This window comes from Janthinobacterium salmonicoloratum (genome assembly GCF_051380845.1).
In the GTDB taxonomy this organism is placed as follows: Bacteria; Pseudomonadota; Gammaproteobacteria; order Burkholderiales; family Burkholderiaceae_D; genus Janthinobacterium; species Janthinobacterium lividum_F.
This window is the reverse complement of record NZ_JBNYXV010000001.1, coordinates 304610-317642: the sequence shown is the minus strand read 5'-3', so window position 1 is coordinate 317642 and position 13033 is coordinate 304610. Positions and strand designations below refer to the sequence as shown.

Annotated in this window: 12 protein-coding genes; 5 read left to right on the top strand and 7 right to left on the bottom strand. The window is 60.5% G+C overall.

Going from position 1 to position 13033, the window contains the following annotated elements:
• The first annotated feature begins 154 nt into the window (after window positions 1-154).
• The 3 genes from ACQ4WY_RS01425 to ACQ4WY_RS01415 all read left to right on the top strand — a co-directional run bounded on the left by ACQ4WY_RS01425 (window position 155) and on the right by ACQ4WY_RS01415 (window position 1779).
• The gene (locus ACQ4WY_RS01425) at window positions 155-1078 is read left to right on the top strand and encodes a class I SAM-dependent methyltransferase (RefSeq protein WP_152280884.1); all 924 of its coding nucleotides are present in this window, start codon (window positions 155-157) and stop codon (window positions 1076-1078) included.
• Between the two features lie 100 nt (window positions 1079-1178).
• Window positions 1179-1427 (top strand): hypothetical protein, encoded by a 249-nt coding sequence (locus ACQ4WY_RS01420; protein ID WP_353657089.1) that lies wholly within the window; start codon window positions 1179-1181, stop codon window positions 1425-1427.
• A gap of 154 nt (window positions 1428-1581) precedes the next feature.
• Window positions 1582-1779: a hypothetical protein gene (locus tag ACQ4WY_RS01415; protein ID WP_096235523.1), complete on the top strand. Its 198-nt coding sequence runs from the start codon at window positions 1582-1584 to the stop codon at window positions 1777-1779.
• 63 nt (window positions 1780-1842) lie between these two features.
• Here the strand turns inward: ACQ4WY_RS01415 and ACQ4WY_RS01410 are convergent, their stop codons facing one another.
• The gene (locus ACQ4WY_RS01410) at window positions 1843-2961 is read right to left on the bottom strand and encodes a phospholipase A (RefSeq protein ID WP_353657090.1); all 1119 of its coding nucleotides are present in this window, start codon (window positions 2959-2961) and stop codon (window positions 1843-1845) included.
• A 287-nt stretch (window positions 2962-3248) separates the two neighbouring features.
• Here ACQ4WY_RS01410 and fusA point away from each other — a divergent pair, with 287 nt between their 5' ends.
• On the top strand, window positions 3249-5357 hold the full coding sequence (fusA, locus tag ACQ4WY_RS01405) for an elongation factor G (RefSeq protein ID WP_436502497.1): 2109 nt from the start codon (window positions 3249-3251) through the stop codon (window positions 5355-5357).
• A 3-nt stretch (window positions 5358-5360) separates the two neighbouring features.
• Here the strand turns inward: fusA and ACQ4WY_RS01400 are convergent, their stop codons facing one another.
• The 4 genes from ACQ4WY_RS01400 to ACQ4WY_RS01385 are packed head-to-tail and all read right to left on the bottom strand — an operon-like array spanning window position 5361 to window position 10020.
• Entirely contained in the window at window positions 5361-6530 is a 1170-nt protein-coding gene (locus ACQ4WY_RS01400; protein ID WP_436502496.1) for an HlyD family secretion protein, read from the bottom strand.
• Window positions 6531-6551: 21 nt separating this feature from the next.
• On the bottom strand, window positions 6552-8009 hold the full coding sequence (locus tag ACQ4WY_RS01395; protein WP_436502495.1) for an efflux transporter outer membrane subunit: 1458 nt from the start codon (window positions 8007-8009) through the stop codon (window positions 6552-6554).
• A 5-nt stretch (window positions 8010-8014) separates the two neighbouring features.
• Window positions 8015-9589: a DHA2 family efflux MFS transporter permease subunit gene (locus tag ACQ4WY_RS01390; protein WP_436502494.1), complete on the bottom strand. Its 1575-nt coding sequence runs from the start codon at window positions 9587-9589 to the stop codon at window positions 8015-8017.
• Window positions 9586-10020: a MarR family winged helix-turn-helix transcriptional regulator gene (locus ACQ4WY_RS01385; RefSeq protein ID WP_353657095.1), complete on the bottom strand. Its 435-nt coding sequence runs from the start codon at window positions 10018-10020 to the stop codon at window positions 9586-9588. The genes ACQ4WY_RS01390 and ACQ4WY_RS01385 overlap by 4 nt, the downstream gene beginning before the upstream one ends.
• 130 nt (window positions 10021-10150) lie before the next feature.
• Here ACQ4WY_RS01385 and ACQ4WY_RS01380 point away from each other — a divergent pair, with 130 nt between their 5' ends.
• A complete protein-coding gene (locus ACQ4WY_RS01380; RefSeq protein ID WP_436502493.1) occupies window positions 10151-10681 on the top strand; it encodes an SRPBCC family protein in 531 nt (176 codons plus the stop codon).
• 224 nt (window positions 10682-10905) lie between these two features.
• Here ACQ4WY_RS01380 and ACQ4WY_RS01375 read toward each other — a convergent pair whose 3' ends face one another.
• Both ACQ4WY_RS01375 and ACQ4WY_RS01370 read right to left on the bottom strand, forming a co-directional pair.
• Window positions 10906-12282: a serine hydrolase gene (locus ACQ4WY_RS01375; RefSeq protein WP_436502492.1), complete on the bottom strand. Its 1377-nt coding sequence runs from the start codon at window positions 12280-12282 to the stop codon at window positions 10906-10908.
• A 279-nt stretch (window positions 12283-12561) separates the two neighbouring features.
• A complete protein-coding gene (locus ACQ4WY_RS01370) occupies window positions 12562-13020 on the bottom strand; it encodes a hypothetical protein (RefSeq protein ID WP_436502491.1) in 459 nt (152 codons plus the stop codon).
• Window positions 13021-13033: the final 13 nt, after the last annotated feature.

The window sequence follows — 13033 nt, the reverse complement described above, 5'->3', positions numbered from 1 at the left end:
TCGCATTAATCAGGAGATACCTCGCATGGGTCATCACATCACCGTCAGGCGCCGGCTGTATTGTCGCCGCCCCTCGCGCAGCCCGTGCGATATCACTGCTTTCTGGAATGACAAAACCGATAGGCCATCGGAGCCAGACTCCAAGAGGACAGACATGCTGAATGAACGAGAAATCGAGAGTTGTTACCTGGGGCAATTTATCCCCGTCCATTACCATCACAATATGCTGATGGACCAGAACCGCATGCACGGGTTCAAGTCGGCGATCGATTACGCGGTAAAACCCGGCATGAAGGTGCTGGAGCTGGGCGGTGGCACGGGCGTGCTGTCGTGGTTTGCGGCTGCGCGCGCCGACAAGGTCTGGTGCGTGGAGTTCAACCCGGACATGGTCAAGGAAGCGCGCAAGATGCTGGCGCTCAATCCCAACGGTGAAAAAGTCGAAGTCGTTCACGCGGACGCCTTTGAGTACCTGCCGCCCGAGCCTGTCGATGTGGTCATTTGCGAAATGATTCATGTCGGCATGCTGCGCGAAAAGCAGGTGGAAGTGATCGAATCGTTCAAGCGCCGCTATCTGGCCCGTTTTGGCGGCCCGCTGCCCATCTTCCTGCCCGAAGCCGTCATCATGGCCGTGCAGCCGATGCAGCAGGAATACGATTTCGAGGGCTTTTATGCGCCCATCGTGCAATTCCAGGAAACCACGGCCATTCATCCCGGCGTACAGGAACTGGCGCCGCCGTCCGTCTACAGCATCATCGACTTCAGTCAGCCGACGGACAGCGTGTTCGGTTTTGACGGCAAGTTTGTCGTCGAGCGCAGCGGCACCCTGAACGCCTTGCGTTTCGTCACCAAGAATATCCTGGCCGTGGTGCCCGAGCGCTCGACCACCATCGACTGGCTGAACCACTACATGTGCTTGCCGCTGGCCGCGCCGGTGGCCGTGAAGGCGGGCGATGTGCTGCAAGTGAGCTTCCAGTACCGCGCCGGCGGCTCGATCCCTTCGCTGGAAGCGTCGATCCGCGCGCAGGTGATCTATGACGTCAACCTGCAGCCAGTGATACAGAACGCCGTCTACGCATAAGCATCGTTAATCCCAAGGCAACGCCGCAGCGATTTCGTCCTGCGGCGTTTGTCCATTCAGGGTATATTTCGTCTTTTACCCACTGGACAGCTTTACTATCATGGAACAGATCGATCAGCGTTACCTCGTGCAACAGAACAAAATCAGCGATGGCGAGACCAGGCCTCCCGTGTTTGCCAAGGTAATGCGCAGCAAGGAAGGCGTGTTTGAAGGCGTGTCCTTCATCAAGTCGAAGGAAAAGGCCACCATCTTGACCATCGAAGAGGCCAATCAGGCCATCAAATGGGCCGCCAACAAGAAGCCGAACGCGCACGAGTACATCACGAAAGTGATTTGCGTCGGCCAATAAGCTGCTCGCCAACTACCGTTCATCCCCGTTTTTACCCAGTCCATCCCCGCTTTGTGCCGTTCATCGCATGGCCGTTGCCGCCGTCGCGGCGCTTTTATATAGTGTAGCGGGGCAAGCACGGCTTGCTCCGCACATTTCATTTGAGGGGAACGAGATGCTGGGATTCGTGCTGTGGTTGCTGCTCTTGCTGGTGTGCTGGCCTCTGGCCCTGCTGGCCCTCGTGCTGTATCCGCTGGCCTGGCTGCTGTTGCTGCCATTGCGCTTGATCGGCATCGGCGTGGAAGGCGTGTTCGAATTGCTGCGCGCCATCGTCATGCTGCCGGCCCGTGTGCTGGGCGGTGGCCGGCGCTAAACCAGATATTCCCCAAAAAAAATGGCGCCCTCGGCGCCATTTTTGTTTCTGTCATTGTGCCGCTTACAGGTCGACCATGAAACCGGCGCCGATCGATTTCTGCGAATAGTTATAGTCGATCAAGCTCTGACCATAGCCGGAGAACAGTTGCAGATAGCCTTTCAGGTTGGCCTTCAATGGGAAAGCCCAGCTTGCCTGCATGGAGCCATGCTTCTTGCTGAAATTGCGGCGCGCGGTCACCGCGTATTCATGCCCCTTGTTGCGGTAGCTCACGCGCAAGTCGCCATGTCCCATGTAATCGGTGATATCGATATTGTCATTGTCGGTCTTGCTATTGTCGAGGCGGTGCCAGACGCGCGTCGTGACGGCCAAGTTGTCTTTTTCCATGCCCAACTCGGCATACACGCGGTTCCAGCTGCGCGACAGGGTCGACGTCTGCCCATTCGACTGGTGCACCAGGCCCAAGTTCAGGTAATTGACTTCCACGCCCGCGAAATTTTTGTTGATCGGCAAGATCAGCATCAGCTCCGGCTGGTAGTTCGTTTCGCGGAACGGGCTCGATGCCTTGCGGTTATACGCCTGCCAGAAACTTTGCTGCGTGTAGCCGAACCACATGTCGATGGGCGTGCCGGCGATGTCTTCCAGCAGCTTCATCTTGAAGCTCAGCTGGAAGGTCAATTCCACATGCTGGCTCTTGATGCCGCCGGGCGTGAAATCCTGGAACGGTTCGTCGTTGGACGCATCGCTGTAATTGGCCAGCAACAGATAGGTGTCGCGGTGCGGACGGAAGTTGAACAGGCCACGCTTCGAAGCGTTGTTGAGCTCCCAGGATTGCTGCGTGCGCGAAATCGGCGCTTCCGGTGGCGCCGCGCCAGCCTGCGCGATGGCGGGAATGGCGGCATTGACGGCGTCCGGCGTGGCCACGCCTGGCGGACTGACTGGAGTGAGGGGAGCGGCCTCTGCGGCTGCAGCCAGGGTGACGGCCGCGGTGGCGGGGTCGCCGCCGGCCGCGATGGTGGCCTTTTCCGCCGCCTTGGCCAGGGTGTCGAAGCAGCCCAGTCGGGCGCTGGCGTCGCCAAGCACGGCGCAACGCTGCATTTGCTGTTCCAGTTCACCGGCCATGGCCAGCGCTGGCGACGCCAGCAGGGAGGAAAGGATTATTTTTCTTAGTTGTATAGTCATAGGCTGAGTGTGGCATGTCGTTCGGTGCGCACCTGGGCTGGCATGCCGGCGGCGTCGCCTTGCATGGCAGGATGCCATGCGTTTTGATTTTTATTAATCTTTGTTTAATTAAAGTTCAAAAATTAAAGTCTGGGAAGTATAGCCGAATCCGCAGATAGCTTCCGTGCGCCTGACGTGCGCGCGACCGTCAGTGTTGTACGCGTGGTAAACGGTCCGCTGCCGTGCCGCCCAAATCGATGTCTGCTACACTGGAAAACCGGGTGCCGGGGCTAGCCATGGAGATTGTGATGACCCGCAAAACACCTATCGAGCGCTACCGCAACATCGGCATCAGCGCCCATATCGACGCCGGCAAGACCACCACCACCGAGCGCATCCTGTTTTATACGGGGGTCAATCACAAGATCGGCGAAGTGCACAATGGCGCCGCCACCATGGACTGGATGGAGCAGGAGCAGGAACGGGGCATCACCATCACCTCGGCCGCCACCACTGCCTTCTGGAAAGGCATGGCGGGCAACTTCCCCGAACACCGCATCAACATTATCGACACGCCCGGCCACGTGGATTTCACGATTGAAGTCGAGCGTTCGATGCGCGTGCTCGACGGCGCCGTGATGGTCTACGACGCCGTCGGCGGCGTGCAGCCGCAATCGGAAACCGTGTGGCGGCAAGCCAACAAGTACCATGTGCCGCGCATCGCCTTCATCAACAAGATGGACCGGGTGGGCGCGGACTTCCTGCGCGTGCGCAAGCAGATTGCCGACCGCCTGAAAGGCGTGGCCGTGCCCATCCAGCTGCCCATCGGCGCCGAGGAGCATTTTACGGGCGTGATCGACCTCCTGAAAATGCGCGCCATCACCTGGGATGACGCCAGCCAGGGCGTGCAGTTCAGCTATGGCGAGATTCCCGCCAGCTTGCTGCCGCAGGCGCAGGAGTGGCACGAGCACTTGGTCGAACACGCGGCCGAAGCGACCACCGAGATGACGGAACGTTACCTGAATGGCGACACGTTTACGGAAGCTGAGCTGAAACAGGCATTGCGCGCGCGCACCATCCGCAATGAAATCGTGCCCATGCTGTGCGGCAGCGCCTTCAAGAACAAGGGCGTGCAGGCCATGCTGGACGCCGTCATCGAGTACCTGCCGTCGCCCATGGAGGTGCCGCCCATCATGGGCCATGACGAGCACGACAACGAGGTGGAGCGCCATCCGACGGACGAGGAGCACTTTGCCGCGCTCGCCTTCAAGATCATGACGGACCCGTTCGTGGGGCAACTGACCTTCTTCCGCGTGTATTCCGGCGTCGTGAACTCGGGCGACATGGTCTACAACCCCACCAAGAGCGCGCGCGAACGGCTGGGGCGCATCCTGCAGATGCATGCGAACGAGCGCAAGGAAATCAAGGAAGTGTATGCAGGCGACATCGCCGCCGCCGTGGGTCTGAAAGCCGTGACCACGGGCGACACCCTGTGCGCCATCGACCACATCATCGTGCTGGAAAAGATGATTTTCCCGGAACCCGTGATTTCCCAGGCGGTCGAACCAAAGACCAAGGCGGACCAAGAAAAGATGGGCATCGCCCTGAGCCGCCTGGCCCAGGAAGACCCGTCGTTCAAGGTGCATACGGATGAAGAGTCTGGCCAGACCATCATGTCCGGCATGGGCGAATTGCACCTGGAAATTTTAGTGGACCGCATGCGGCGCGAATTCGGCGTGGAAGCGAACGTGGGCAAGCCGCAGGTGGCGTATCGCGAAACCATCACGCGCACGGTGGAGGATATCGAGGGCAAGTTCGTCAAGCAGTCAGGCGGAAGGGGTCAGTACGGCCACGTCGTACTCAAACTCGAACCGCAGGAGCCGGGCACGGGCTACCAGTTCGTTGACGCCATCAAGGGCGGCGTGGTGCCGCGCGAATTCATTCCCGCCGTCGACAAGGGCATCGCCGAAACCCTCAAATCGGGCGTGCTGGCCGGCTACCCGGTCGTCGATGTAAAGGCCACCTTGACGTTCGGCTCCTACCACGATGTCGATTCGAACGAAAATGCGTTTCGCATGGCGGGCTCCATCGCCTTCAAGGATGGCATGCGCAAGGCCCATCCCGTGCTGCTGGAACCGATGATGCAGGTGGAGGCGGAAACGCCGGAAGAGTTCATGGGCAACGTCATGGGCGACCTGACGGCCCGCCGCGGCATGGTGCAGGGCATCGACGACATCCCCGGCGGCGCGGGGCGCATCGTCAAGGCCCTGGTGCCGCTGGCCGAAATGTTCGGCTATTCCACCACCTTGCGTTCGCTGACCCAGGGCCGCGCCACCTACACGATGGAATTCAAGCACTATGCAGCCGTGCCCAAGCATATATTGGATCAGGTGGCGGCGGCGGGGAAGGCGAAATAGGCGTCAGTCTGTCGAGTTTTGCGCAATGATCGCATCGGCCATCTTCTCCGCCTCTGCCACCGGCTGTGCCAGTGCCCTTGTCGTGTAGACGGTGGACGCCACCATCGGCTGGTCCAGGGTCGCCCCTTCGCCATGGCTGGTATCGACCGTCACCGTGGTGGACAGGCCGATGCGCAGCGGATGGGCGGCCAGCTCCCTGGCATCGAGCGTGATGCGCACGGGCACGCGCTGCACCACCTTGATCCAGTTGCCCGTGGCGTTTTGCGCTGGCAACAGGGAAAACGCGCTGCCCGTGCCGGCCGACATGCCCAGCACCTTGCCGTGATACACCACCTTGCTGCCATACAAATCCGTTTCGATGGTCGCCGCCTGGCCCACGCGGATATTGCGCAATTCGGATTCCTTGAAGTTTGCATCGACCCATAACTGGTCCAGCGGCACGATGGACATCAAGGGCGTGCCCGGCGTCACGTGCGTGCCCAGCTGCACGCTGCGCTTGGCCACATAGCCGGACACGGGCGCGACCACGGCATTGCGGCGCACGGCCAGCCATGCCTGCAGCACGTCGCTCCGGGCGGACAAGACGGCCGGATGGCTGGCCAGGTGCACGCCGGCCACGCCCGATTTTGCCGACTCTGCCTGGCGCTGCGCCACCGTCAAGGCCGCTTTCGCATCATCGACGGCCTGTTTCGCATGGGCCAGATCTTCACCCGAGATCGTGTGATCCAGCGCCAACGGCGCGCGGCGGGCCAGGTTGCCCTGGGCCGTGGCCAGTGCCAGGCGGCGCTGCTCGATGATGGCGTCGTACTGCGCCACGTTCGCATAGCGCTCGCGCTCCTGGCGCACCACGTTGCCCAGCCGCGCTTGGGCCTGACTCAGGGCCAGGTTCGCATCGATGCCGTTCAGCGTGATCAGGGGCGCACCCGCTTTCACCATTTGCGTCTCGTCGGCGCGGATTTCATCGACATTGCCCGTCACTTGCGCCGACAGGGTGACGAGGTTGCCACCCACATAGGCGTTGTCCGTGACTTCCTCTTTGGCCAGCACCAGCTGGTAATACGCGCCCCAGGCGGCGCCAGCCACGACAAAGGCGGCCGTGATGGCGATGAGGACGGCCTTGCGCTTGCCCGGCTGTTCTGTTTGGGTGGTCATTGCTGTGGTATCGCTGCTCATGATGTGTTCCGTAATCGATTGTTATTGTTTGCTGATGCTGGCCGTGCTGGCAAAGTCGCTGCTGCCCCGGTAGCCGCCCCCCAGCGCCACTGTCAGGTTGATTTCCGCGTTCTGGCGCTGGTTTTGCAGCTGCATGCCCAGGTCCACCTGGCCGCGCACGGTCATTTCCGCGTTCAGTTGCGTGGCACGGTCGGCCAGACCTTGCTTGAGCCGCGCATTCGCGTTGCGCAGCTGCGCCTCGCTGGCGCGCAGGTTTTCCTGCTGCAGGCGCAGCTGGTTTTCCACGCCTTGCACCCTGGCACCCGCCTGCGCCACGTCGCGCACGACATTGAAGACATTCTGGTTATAGTCGGCGATCAACTCATTGCGTTCGCTGCGCGCACCACCGAGCTGCGCCTGCAGGCGGCCGCTGTCGAACAGGGGCAGCGACAAGGCCGGTCCGATGAACAGGGTGCGGCTGCCCGACTGCAGCAGCTTGCCCAGCTTGATGGCATCGAGGCCGAACGAAGCGCCCAGGTCGATATCGGGGTAGAACGACGCCTGCGCCGCCTCGATCTTGCTCATGGCCGCCTGTACCCGCCAGCGGGCCGCCTGCAAGTCGGGCCGGCGCGCCAGCAATTCCATGCCCAGCTTGCCTGGCAGCGCATGCGGTAGCGGCTGCGCCTGTTTCTGCTGCAAGCTGGCCAGCGCCGTGCCGTCGGCGCCGAGCAGGGCGCGCAAGGCTTCCCGTTCCGTGACGATCTGCGTTTCCAGCACGGCGATCTGCTGTTGCAGCAAGCTCAGGCGCGTTTGCGCGGACAGATGGTCGTCGCTGACGCCGAGGCCGTTGACGATGCGCTTTTCCTTGTCCAGCACCAGTTGCTGCTGCAACTTGACCAGCGCATGCAGGTTGTCCATGCGGGCCCAGCCGTTTTGCATGCTGAAGTAGTGGCGGGCGATCTCGGCCGCCAGCATCTGTTCCACCATCGCGTATTCGGCGCGGCGGGCGTTGACTTCGCCCAGGCTGGCGGCGATCTGCGCCTTGTGCTTGCCCCACCAGTCCAGGTCGTAATAGGCTTGCACGCCCACGGTGACCTCGTTGTAGTAATTGCCGCCGATGGGGGCGGGCATCAGTCCATTGCCCGAATAGCGCTGGCGGCTGGCATTCGCGCTCGCATCTATCCTGGGGCCGCGCTCCGCATGCTGTGCGTCAAACGCGGACAGGGCCGAGCCGATGCGGGCATTCGCCACGTCCAGGCCGGGGCTGGCGGACAGGGCTTGCTCGATCAGCTGGTCCAGCTGAGCATCCTGGAACTGCCGCCACCACTGGGCGGCGGGCCAGCCTTCGCTGGCTAGGTGGATGTCGGCCGCCAATTGGACGGTGGCCAGGTCTTGCTGCGGCAACTGTTGCGTGTCGGGCGGGAGGCTGGCGCAGCCGGCCAGGGCCAGCGTGACGCCGAGGGCCAATACGCTCAGGGGGAGTTTCATCGATGTGTGCATGAGGGTTATTCCATGGCCGCGTGGTCGACCACGACAGGCGCATTTTTCTTCGGTGGTTTGATCAGGAGCAAGAGTGGCAGCACGAGGATGGTCAGCCACATCATCAGCCAGAAGTCGTCGAGGTAGGCGATCATCGACGCCTGCCGCGTGATTTCGCCATTCAGCGCGGCCATGCCGGAAGCTGTACCTAAGTTGTAGACGCTGGCGATGGCGGGGTCATGCAGGGCCGGATTGGCGATAGTGATGTGTTCCGTCAGGGACGCATGGGCGATCTGCGTATTGCGCACCAACAAGGTTTGCACGAGGGCGATGCCGATGCTGCTGCCGATATTGCGCACCAGGCTGTAAATCGCCGTGCCTTCCGCCCGCATCTCGGGCGATAGCGTGGCAAAGGTGGCCGCGCTCAGGGGTACGAACACGAGGCCCAGGCCGATCCCCTGGATGATGCCGTTCCACACCACGGTCTTGGGCACCAGGTCCAGGGTGAAATTGGCCATCTGCCACAGCGAGAACGCGGTAATCGAAAAGCCCACGCCCAGCAGGATGCGCGTATCGATCTTGCCCGTCAGCTTGCCGACGATCAACATGGCCAGCATCGTGCCCAGACCGCTGGGCGCCGTCACCAGGCCGGCGATGGCGGCCGGGTAATTCATCAAGCCTTGCAGCATCGATGGCGTCAGCGCACGCGTGGCGAACAGCACCATGCCGACGATGAAGATGAACAGCAAGCCGCTCACATAGTTCGAGTTTTTCAACAGCCGGTAGTCGAGGAAAGACTTGCCGGCCGGACGCAAGGCCGTGTGGGCAATGAAGTAGCACAAGCTCATGGCCAGCACGATGGCTTCGATCCACGTTTCCGTCGAGGAAAACCAGTCGTTCTGTTCGCCCCGGTCCAGCAGCATCTGCAGCGCGCCGATGGACAGGCTGAGCGTCGCAAAGCCGAACATGTCGAAGGTCATGCGGCCCTTCGGTGCATCCTTGCGGATATAGCGCCAGATGCCGTAGAAGGCCATGGCGCCGATGGGGATGTTGATGAAGAAGACCCAGCGCCAGCTGTAGCTGTCCGTCAGCCAGCCGCCCAGGGTCGGTCCCAGGATGGGGCCGATCATCACGCCCATGCCCCAGATGGCCATGGCCGAGCCATGTTTCTCGCGCGGGTTGATGTCGAGCAGCACCGCCTGCGACAGCGGCACCAGCGCCGCGCCGAACACGCCTTGCAGCAAACGGGCGGCAACGATTTCGGACAGGGTGCCGGACAGGCCGCACAGGACGGAAGCGAGCGTAAAGCCGGCAACCGACACCAGAAAGGTATTTTTCTGGCCGTAGCGGTCGCACAGCCAGCCCGTCAGGGGCGTGGCGATGGCGGCGGCGACGATGAACGAGGTCAGTACCCAGGTGATCTGGTCTTGCGAGGCGGACAGGCTGCCTTGCATGTGGGGCAGGGCGACGTTGGCGATGGTGCCGTCGAGCGCCTGGATGATGGTGGCGAGCATGATCGAAATGGTGATCATGCGCCGGTTCAAGGTGGGGTCCTGTGAAGCGGGCAGCGCCGGTGCGGCGCTGGCTGTGGCCGAACTCATGCGGATTTCTCCGTGGCCGCCTGCAACGCTTCCAGCAGCTCGGTGGCGGCCCGCAGCTGATCGGGAGCTATGCCCTGCAGCAGCTCCTTGCGAAAGCTGTCCGCTTCCTTGCGCACCGTGTCATATACCTGCATGCCCGCTTCGGTCAGCACCACCAGTTTGACCCTGCGGTCCGTTTCCGATGGCTGGCGCTGCACGAAGCCCGATTTCACTAGCCGGTCCAGCATCGACACCATGGTGGGGTTTTCCACGCCCAGCTGATGGGCCAGCTCGCTTTGCGAGGGCGGCTGCGGCGACTTGGCGATCATGGCGATGGCCATCCAGCTCGCTTGCCCCAGGTCCAGGTCCTTCAGTCGCCGGTCGATGGCATGGCGCCAGCCGCGCGCCGTCTTGTGGAGCGCGGCGGAAAAGCGCTCTTCGATAGAAATCATAAGGTACGTCGTCTAATGGTTAGGTGTCTAACTAATATTCTAGCATGCCGGTTTGACAGGCGTACAGGCCTTCCCGTTTATCGGCACCGCTGGTACATTAACAGTCTGCCCACCACCCTCAGGAGACAGCATGACGACGGAAAAACAGAAGCAGGACGGCCAGCACCGCGACAGCAGCGACTTTGTCATTACGCAAACTTTCGACGCGCCGCGCGAGCTGGTGTTCCAATCGTGGGTAGAGCCGGAGCGTCTGGCCCAGTGGTGGGGCCCCGTAGGCTTCGAATTGAGCGTGCTGGCGCTGGACTTGCAGCCGGGCGGCATCTTCCACTACGGCATGCGCGCCGACAATGGCTACGAGATGTGGGGCAAGTTCACTTACCAGCAGATCGAAGCGCCGGAAAAGATCGTCTCCATCCTGTCATTCGCAGACAAACAGGGCAACCCCGTGCAGCACCCCGTCAGCGCCACCTGGCCGCTGGAATCGTTCAATACCATGACCCTCACCGAAGAAAATGGCAAGACGACGATGACCTTGCGCTCCACGCCGCACAAGGCGACGGATGAGCAGCATGATACTTTCCTGGAAGGGCATGAGTCGATGACGCAGGGGTTCAAGGCTACTTTCGCCCAGCTGGCACAGTACCTGGCGCGTGTTCAGTAATATTTAAGAATAGCGGGCCGGAGTCGCGGGCCTGAGAAAATGCCCATGGCTGCGTTGCTTGGGCTCGCCGTACATGCGTACTGTCTTCGCCCGCGCGCCTTGCCCTGGCCATTTTTCAGGCTCGCTGGGCCCGGGGAGCCTGGGTTTGGGGCGCGGGGTGTTCTTGCTATCGTTGGCAGTTTGCGATTGAGGAAGGTCTGCTTTCGCCCCAACGCGGACATTGCTCAGGGATTTGTGTGGCGGAGCTTTTCCAGTTCTTCAGTCGCGTGGCGATTGCCTGGATCTAAGGCCAATACCTTGGCATAGCCGGCGCGAGCGCCTTCGCGGTCTCCCGATGCAAGCAGGGCTTCAGCCAAACTATCGTGGACGTTATGGCTAAGGGGATGGGCTTCTGCATTCCAGCGAAAGACCTGGATAGCGGCTTCCGGCTGGCTCTTGCGTAATAGGCTATAGCCAAAAGCGTTGAGTGCAGATTCGCTCACATCGTACATTGTGGACTCGCGTACACCTAAGCGGATGTAGGCGGCACGCATTGCGTCCAGGCCTTCACGAAACAAGATTGGACTGAGGGCAGCCTGCAGGCTGCGTCGCGGCAAGGCCACCGGTTTGCCATGCACGAGGTCGGCAATGTCTCTTGCCATCGCGACCACCGTCGCCCCCTGCCAGGCATTGTCAAGAATGACGATAGCCACATGATCGGATAACGAGCGCACAAATATACTCTGGTAGCCAGGAATGCTTCCGGTATGCAGAACAACGGGAAGTGGCGTATCTGTGCGTACGGCCCAGTTCTCGACCTCCCAGCCGTAACCATAGCCCTTGCCTCTATTTGCATACATTTCGCGCTGGGACGTCTGGTTGAGTAGGCGGCCACCGGCCAGCGCAGAGTCAAAGCGCACCAAGTCCAGCGCCGTCGAATACAGGCCAGCCGCAGAATAAGAGACGGATGGATCGATATAGGGGGGCATTACGCGCGTGCCATCGTCGGCCTGCACGGTTCCCTGTGCAAGTTTCGCGATAATTGTGCGGCCATCGAATACGCCACTGTCTTGCATGCCTGCCGGTGCAAAGATATATTGTTTCATATTCTCGGCATAGCTTTTTCCGGTGGCCGCTTCAACAATCATTCCGAGCAAGTAATAGCCGTTGTTGTTGTAGCGCCAGATCCCGGGTTCGCTTGCCAGTGCACCGGGAATCCATTCGCTTGCGAATTCTTTGGGCGTGTAATGACGGCGTGCGTCTTTGCTCCAGAATGGATCGGTGTAGCGAGATGGCAGATCGGCCAAGCCGGACGTATGTGCCAGCAGTTGTCGCACCGTTATTTTCCCCGCGTCAGTACCTGCATACGCGGCTGGGAGGTAGGTGCCAACGGTTTCATCAAGGTTGATACGGCCAATCTCCACGAGTCGCATGACCAAAGTCGCAGTGAGCGGCTTGCTGAGTGAACCGATACGAAATACGCTATCGTCGGTGACCGCTACCTTCCAAGCTGGCTGTGCAATGCCAAAAGCGGCTTGGTAGATGGGCTGGCCATCGCGCGCGACTAGCACTACGCCGCTAAAGTCGCGCTGTTCAGCGTAAGCGCGAACGAGTTGGTCCAACGTGGTTGCCTGGACATTAACAGCGGCAATCAAGGCGAGTACGACCGCACATATTAGACCTATCGGTTTCTGCATTGTTTCCCCTTATTTGGCAGCGGAGTGCCCGCCGCTCATGATAGAGGCTTAACAATACGCTGTGATTTTTCACCGCTTAACAGGCATGCGACGGGCCGCTCGAAAAGAGGTACAGAACGCAAACTGGCCAGATATATGGAAGTGGGTCTATTGCGCCATTATCGGTCGGCAACTAAATTCGTTGATGCAACTGCATAAGGTATGTTAACTGTCGTGCTTGCGCCTTGTGCAAACCTGCCAAGCAAACACAACAATGCCTGCGACGACACATCCGGCCAGGCTAACGGCGACACCAAAAATGTACCACGCCACATCGACTCCGTGACTGTAGAGTGTTCCGACAAATAGTCCACTCACTAGCCAGATTAACACCGCTAATTTAAGCAGAAAGTATTTTACTTTACCGATGGGGCGACCAAGGCGCATTTGTTGAATAGCGGCCATGCCCATGACTAAACAAGCCAAACTAGTCGCAATTATCAAGCGTGAAAAAGAATACGCCATGTCGCAACCTAACTTTTTGCTGAGCCAGCGGGCCCAGAGATTAAAAGACCGAGGAGCTTTGCGGCCTGCCGCGTCCATCATTCCAGTATCGCGCCAGGTCGCGTTCATCAAGCAAGCGACATCCGCCCACGTGCGGGCCTTGAACGCTACCTTTGTCATGTCGCCTGCTACA

Bases quoted from the DNA above. Each gene is read 5' to 3' on its own strand.
- ACQ4WY_RS01380 (WP_436502493.1), top strand. From the start codon at position 10,151: ATGACGACGGAAAAACAGAAGCAGGACGGCCAGCACCGCGACAGCAGC.
- ACQ4WY_RS01420 (WP_353657089.1), top strand. From the start codon at position 1,179: ATGGAACAGATCGATCAGCGTTACCTCGTGCAACAGAACAAAATCAGC.
- ACQ4WY_RS01410 (WP_353657090.1), bottom strand. From the start codon at position 2,961: ATGACTATACAACTAAGAAAAATAATCCTTTCCTCCCTGCTGGCGTCG.
- ACQ4WY_RS01400 (WP_436502496.1), bottom strand. From the start codon at position 6,530: ATGAGCAGCGATACCACAGCAATGACCACCCAAACAGAACAGCCGGGC.
- fusA (WP_436502497.1), top strand. From the start codon at position 3,249: ATGACCCGCAAAACACCTATCGAGCGCTACCGCAACATCGGCATCAGC.
- ACQ4WY_RS01370 (WP_436502491.1), bottom strand. From the start codon at position 13,020: ATGACAAAGGTAGCGTTCAAGGCCCGCACGTGGGCGGATGTCGCTTGC.
- ACQ4WY_RS01390 (WP_436502494.1), bottom strand. From the start codon at position 9,589: ATGAGTTCGGCCACAGCCAGCGCCGCACCGGCGCTGCCCGCTTCACAG.
- ACQ4WY_RS01385 (WP_353657095.1), bottom strand. From the start codon at position 10,020: ATGATTTCTATCGAAGAGCGCTTTTCCGCCGCGCTCCACAAGACGGCG.
- ACQ4WY_RS01415 (WP_096235523.1), top strand. From the start codon at position 1,582: ATGCTGGGATTCGTGCTGTGGTTGCTGCTCTTGCTGGTGTGCTGGCCT.
- ACQ4WY_RS01395 (WP_436502495.1), bottom strand. From the start codon at position 8,009: ATGCACACATCGATGAAACTCCCCCTGAGCGTATTGGCCCTCGGCGTC.
- ACQ4WY_RS01425 (WP_152280884.1), top strand. From the start codon at position 155: ATGCTGAATGAACGAGAAATCGAGAGTTGTTACCTGGGGCAATTTATC.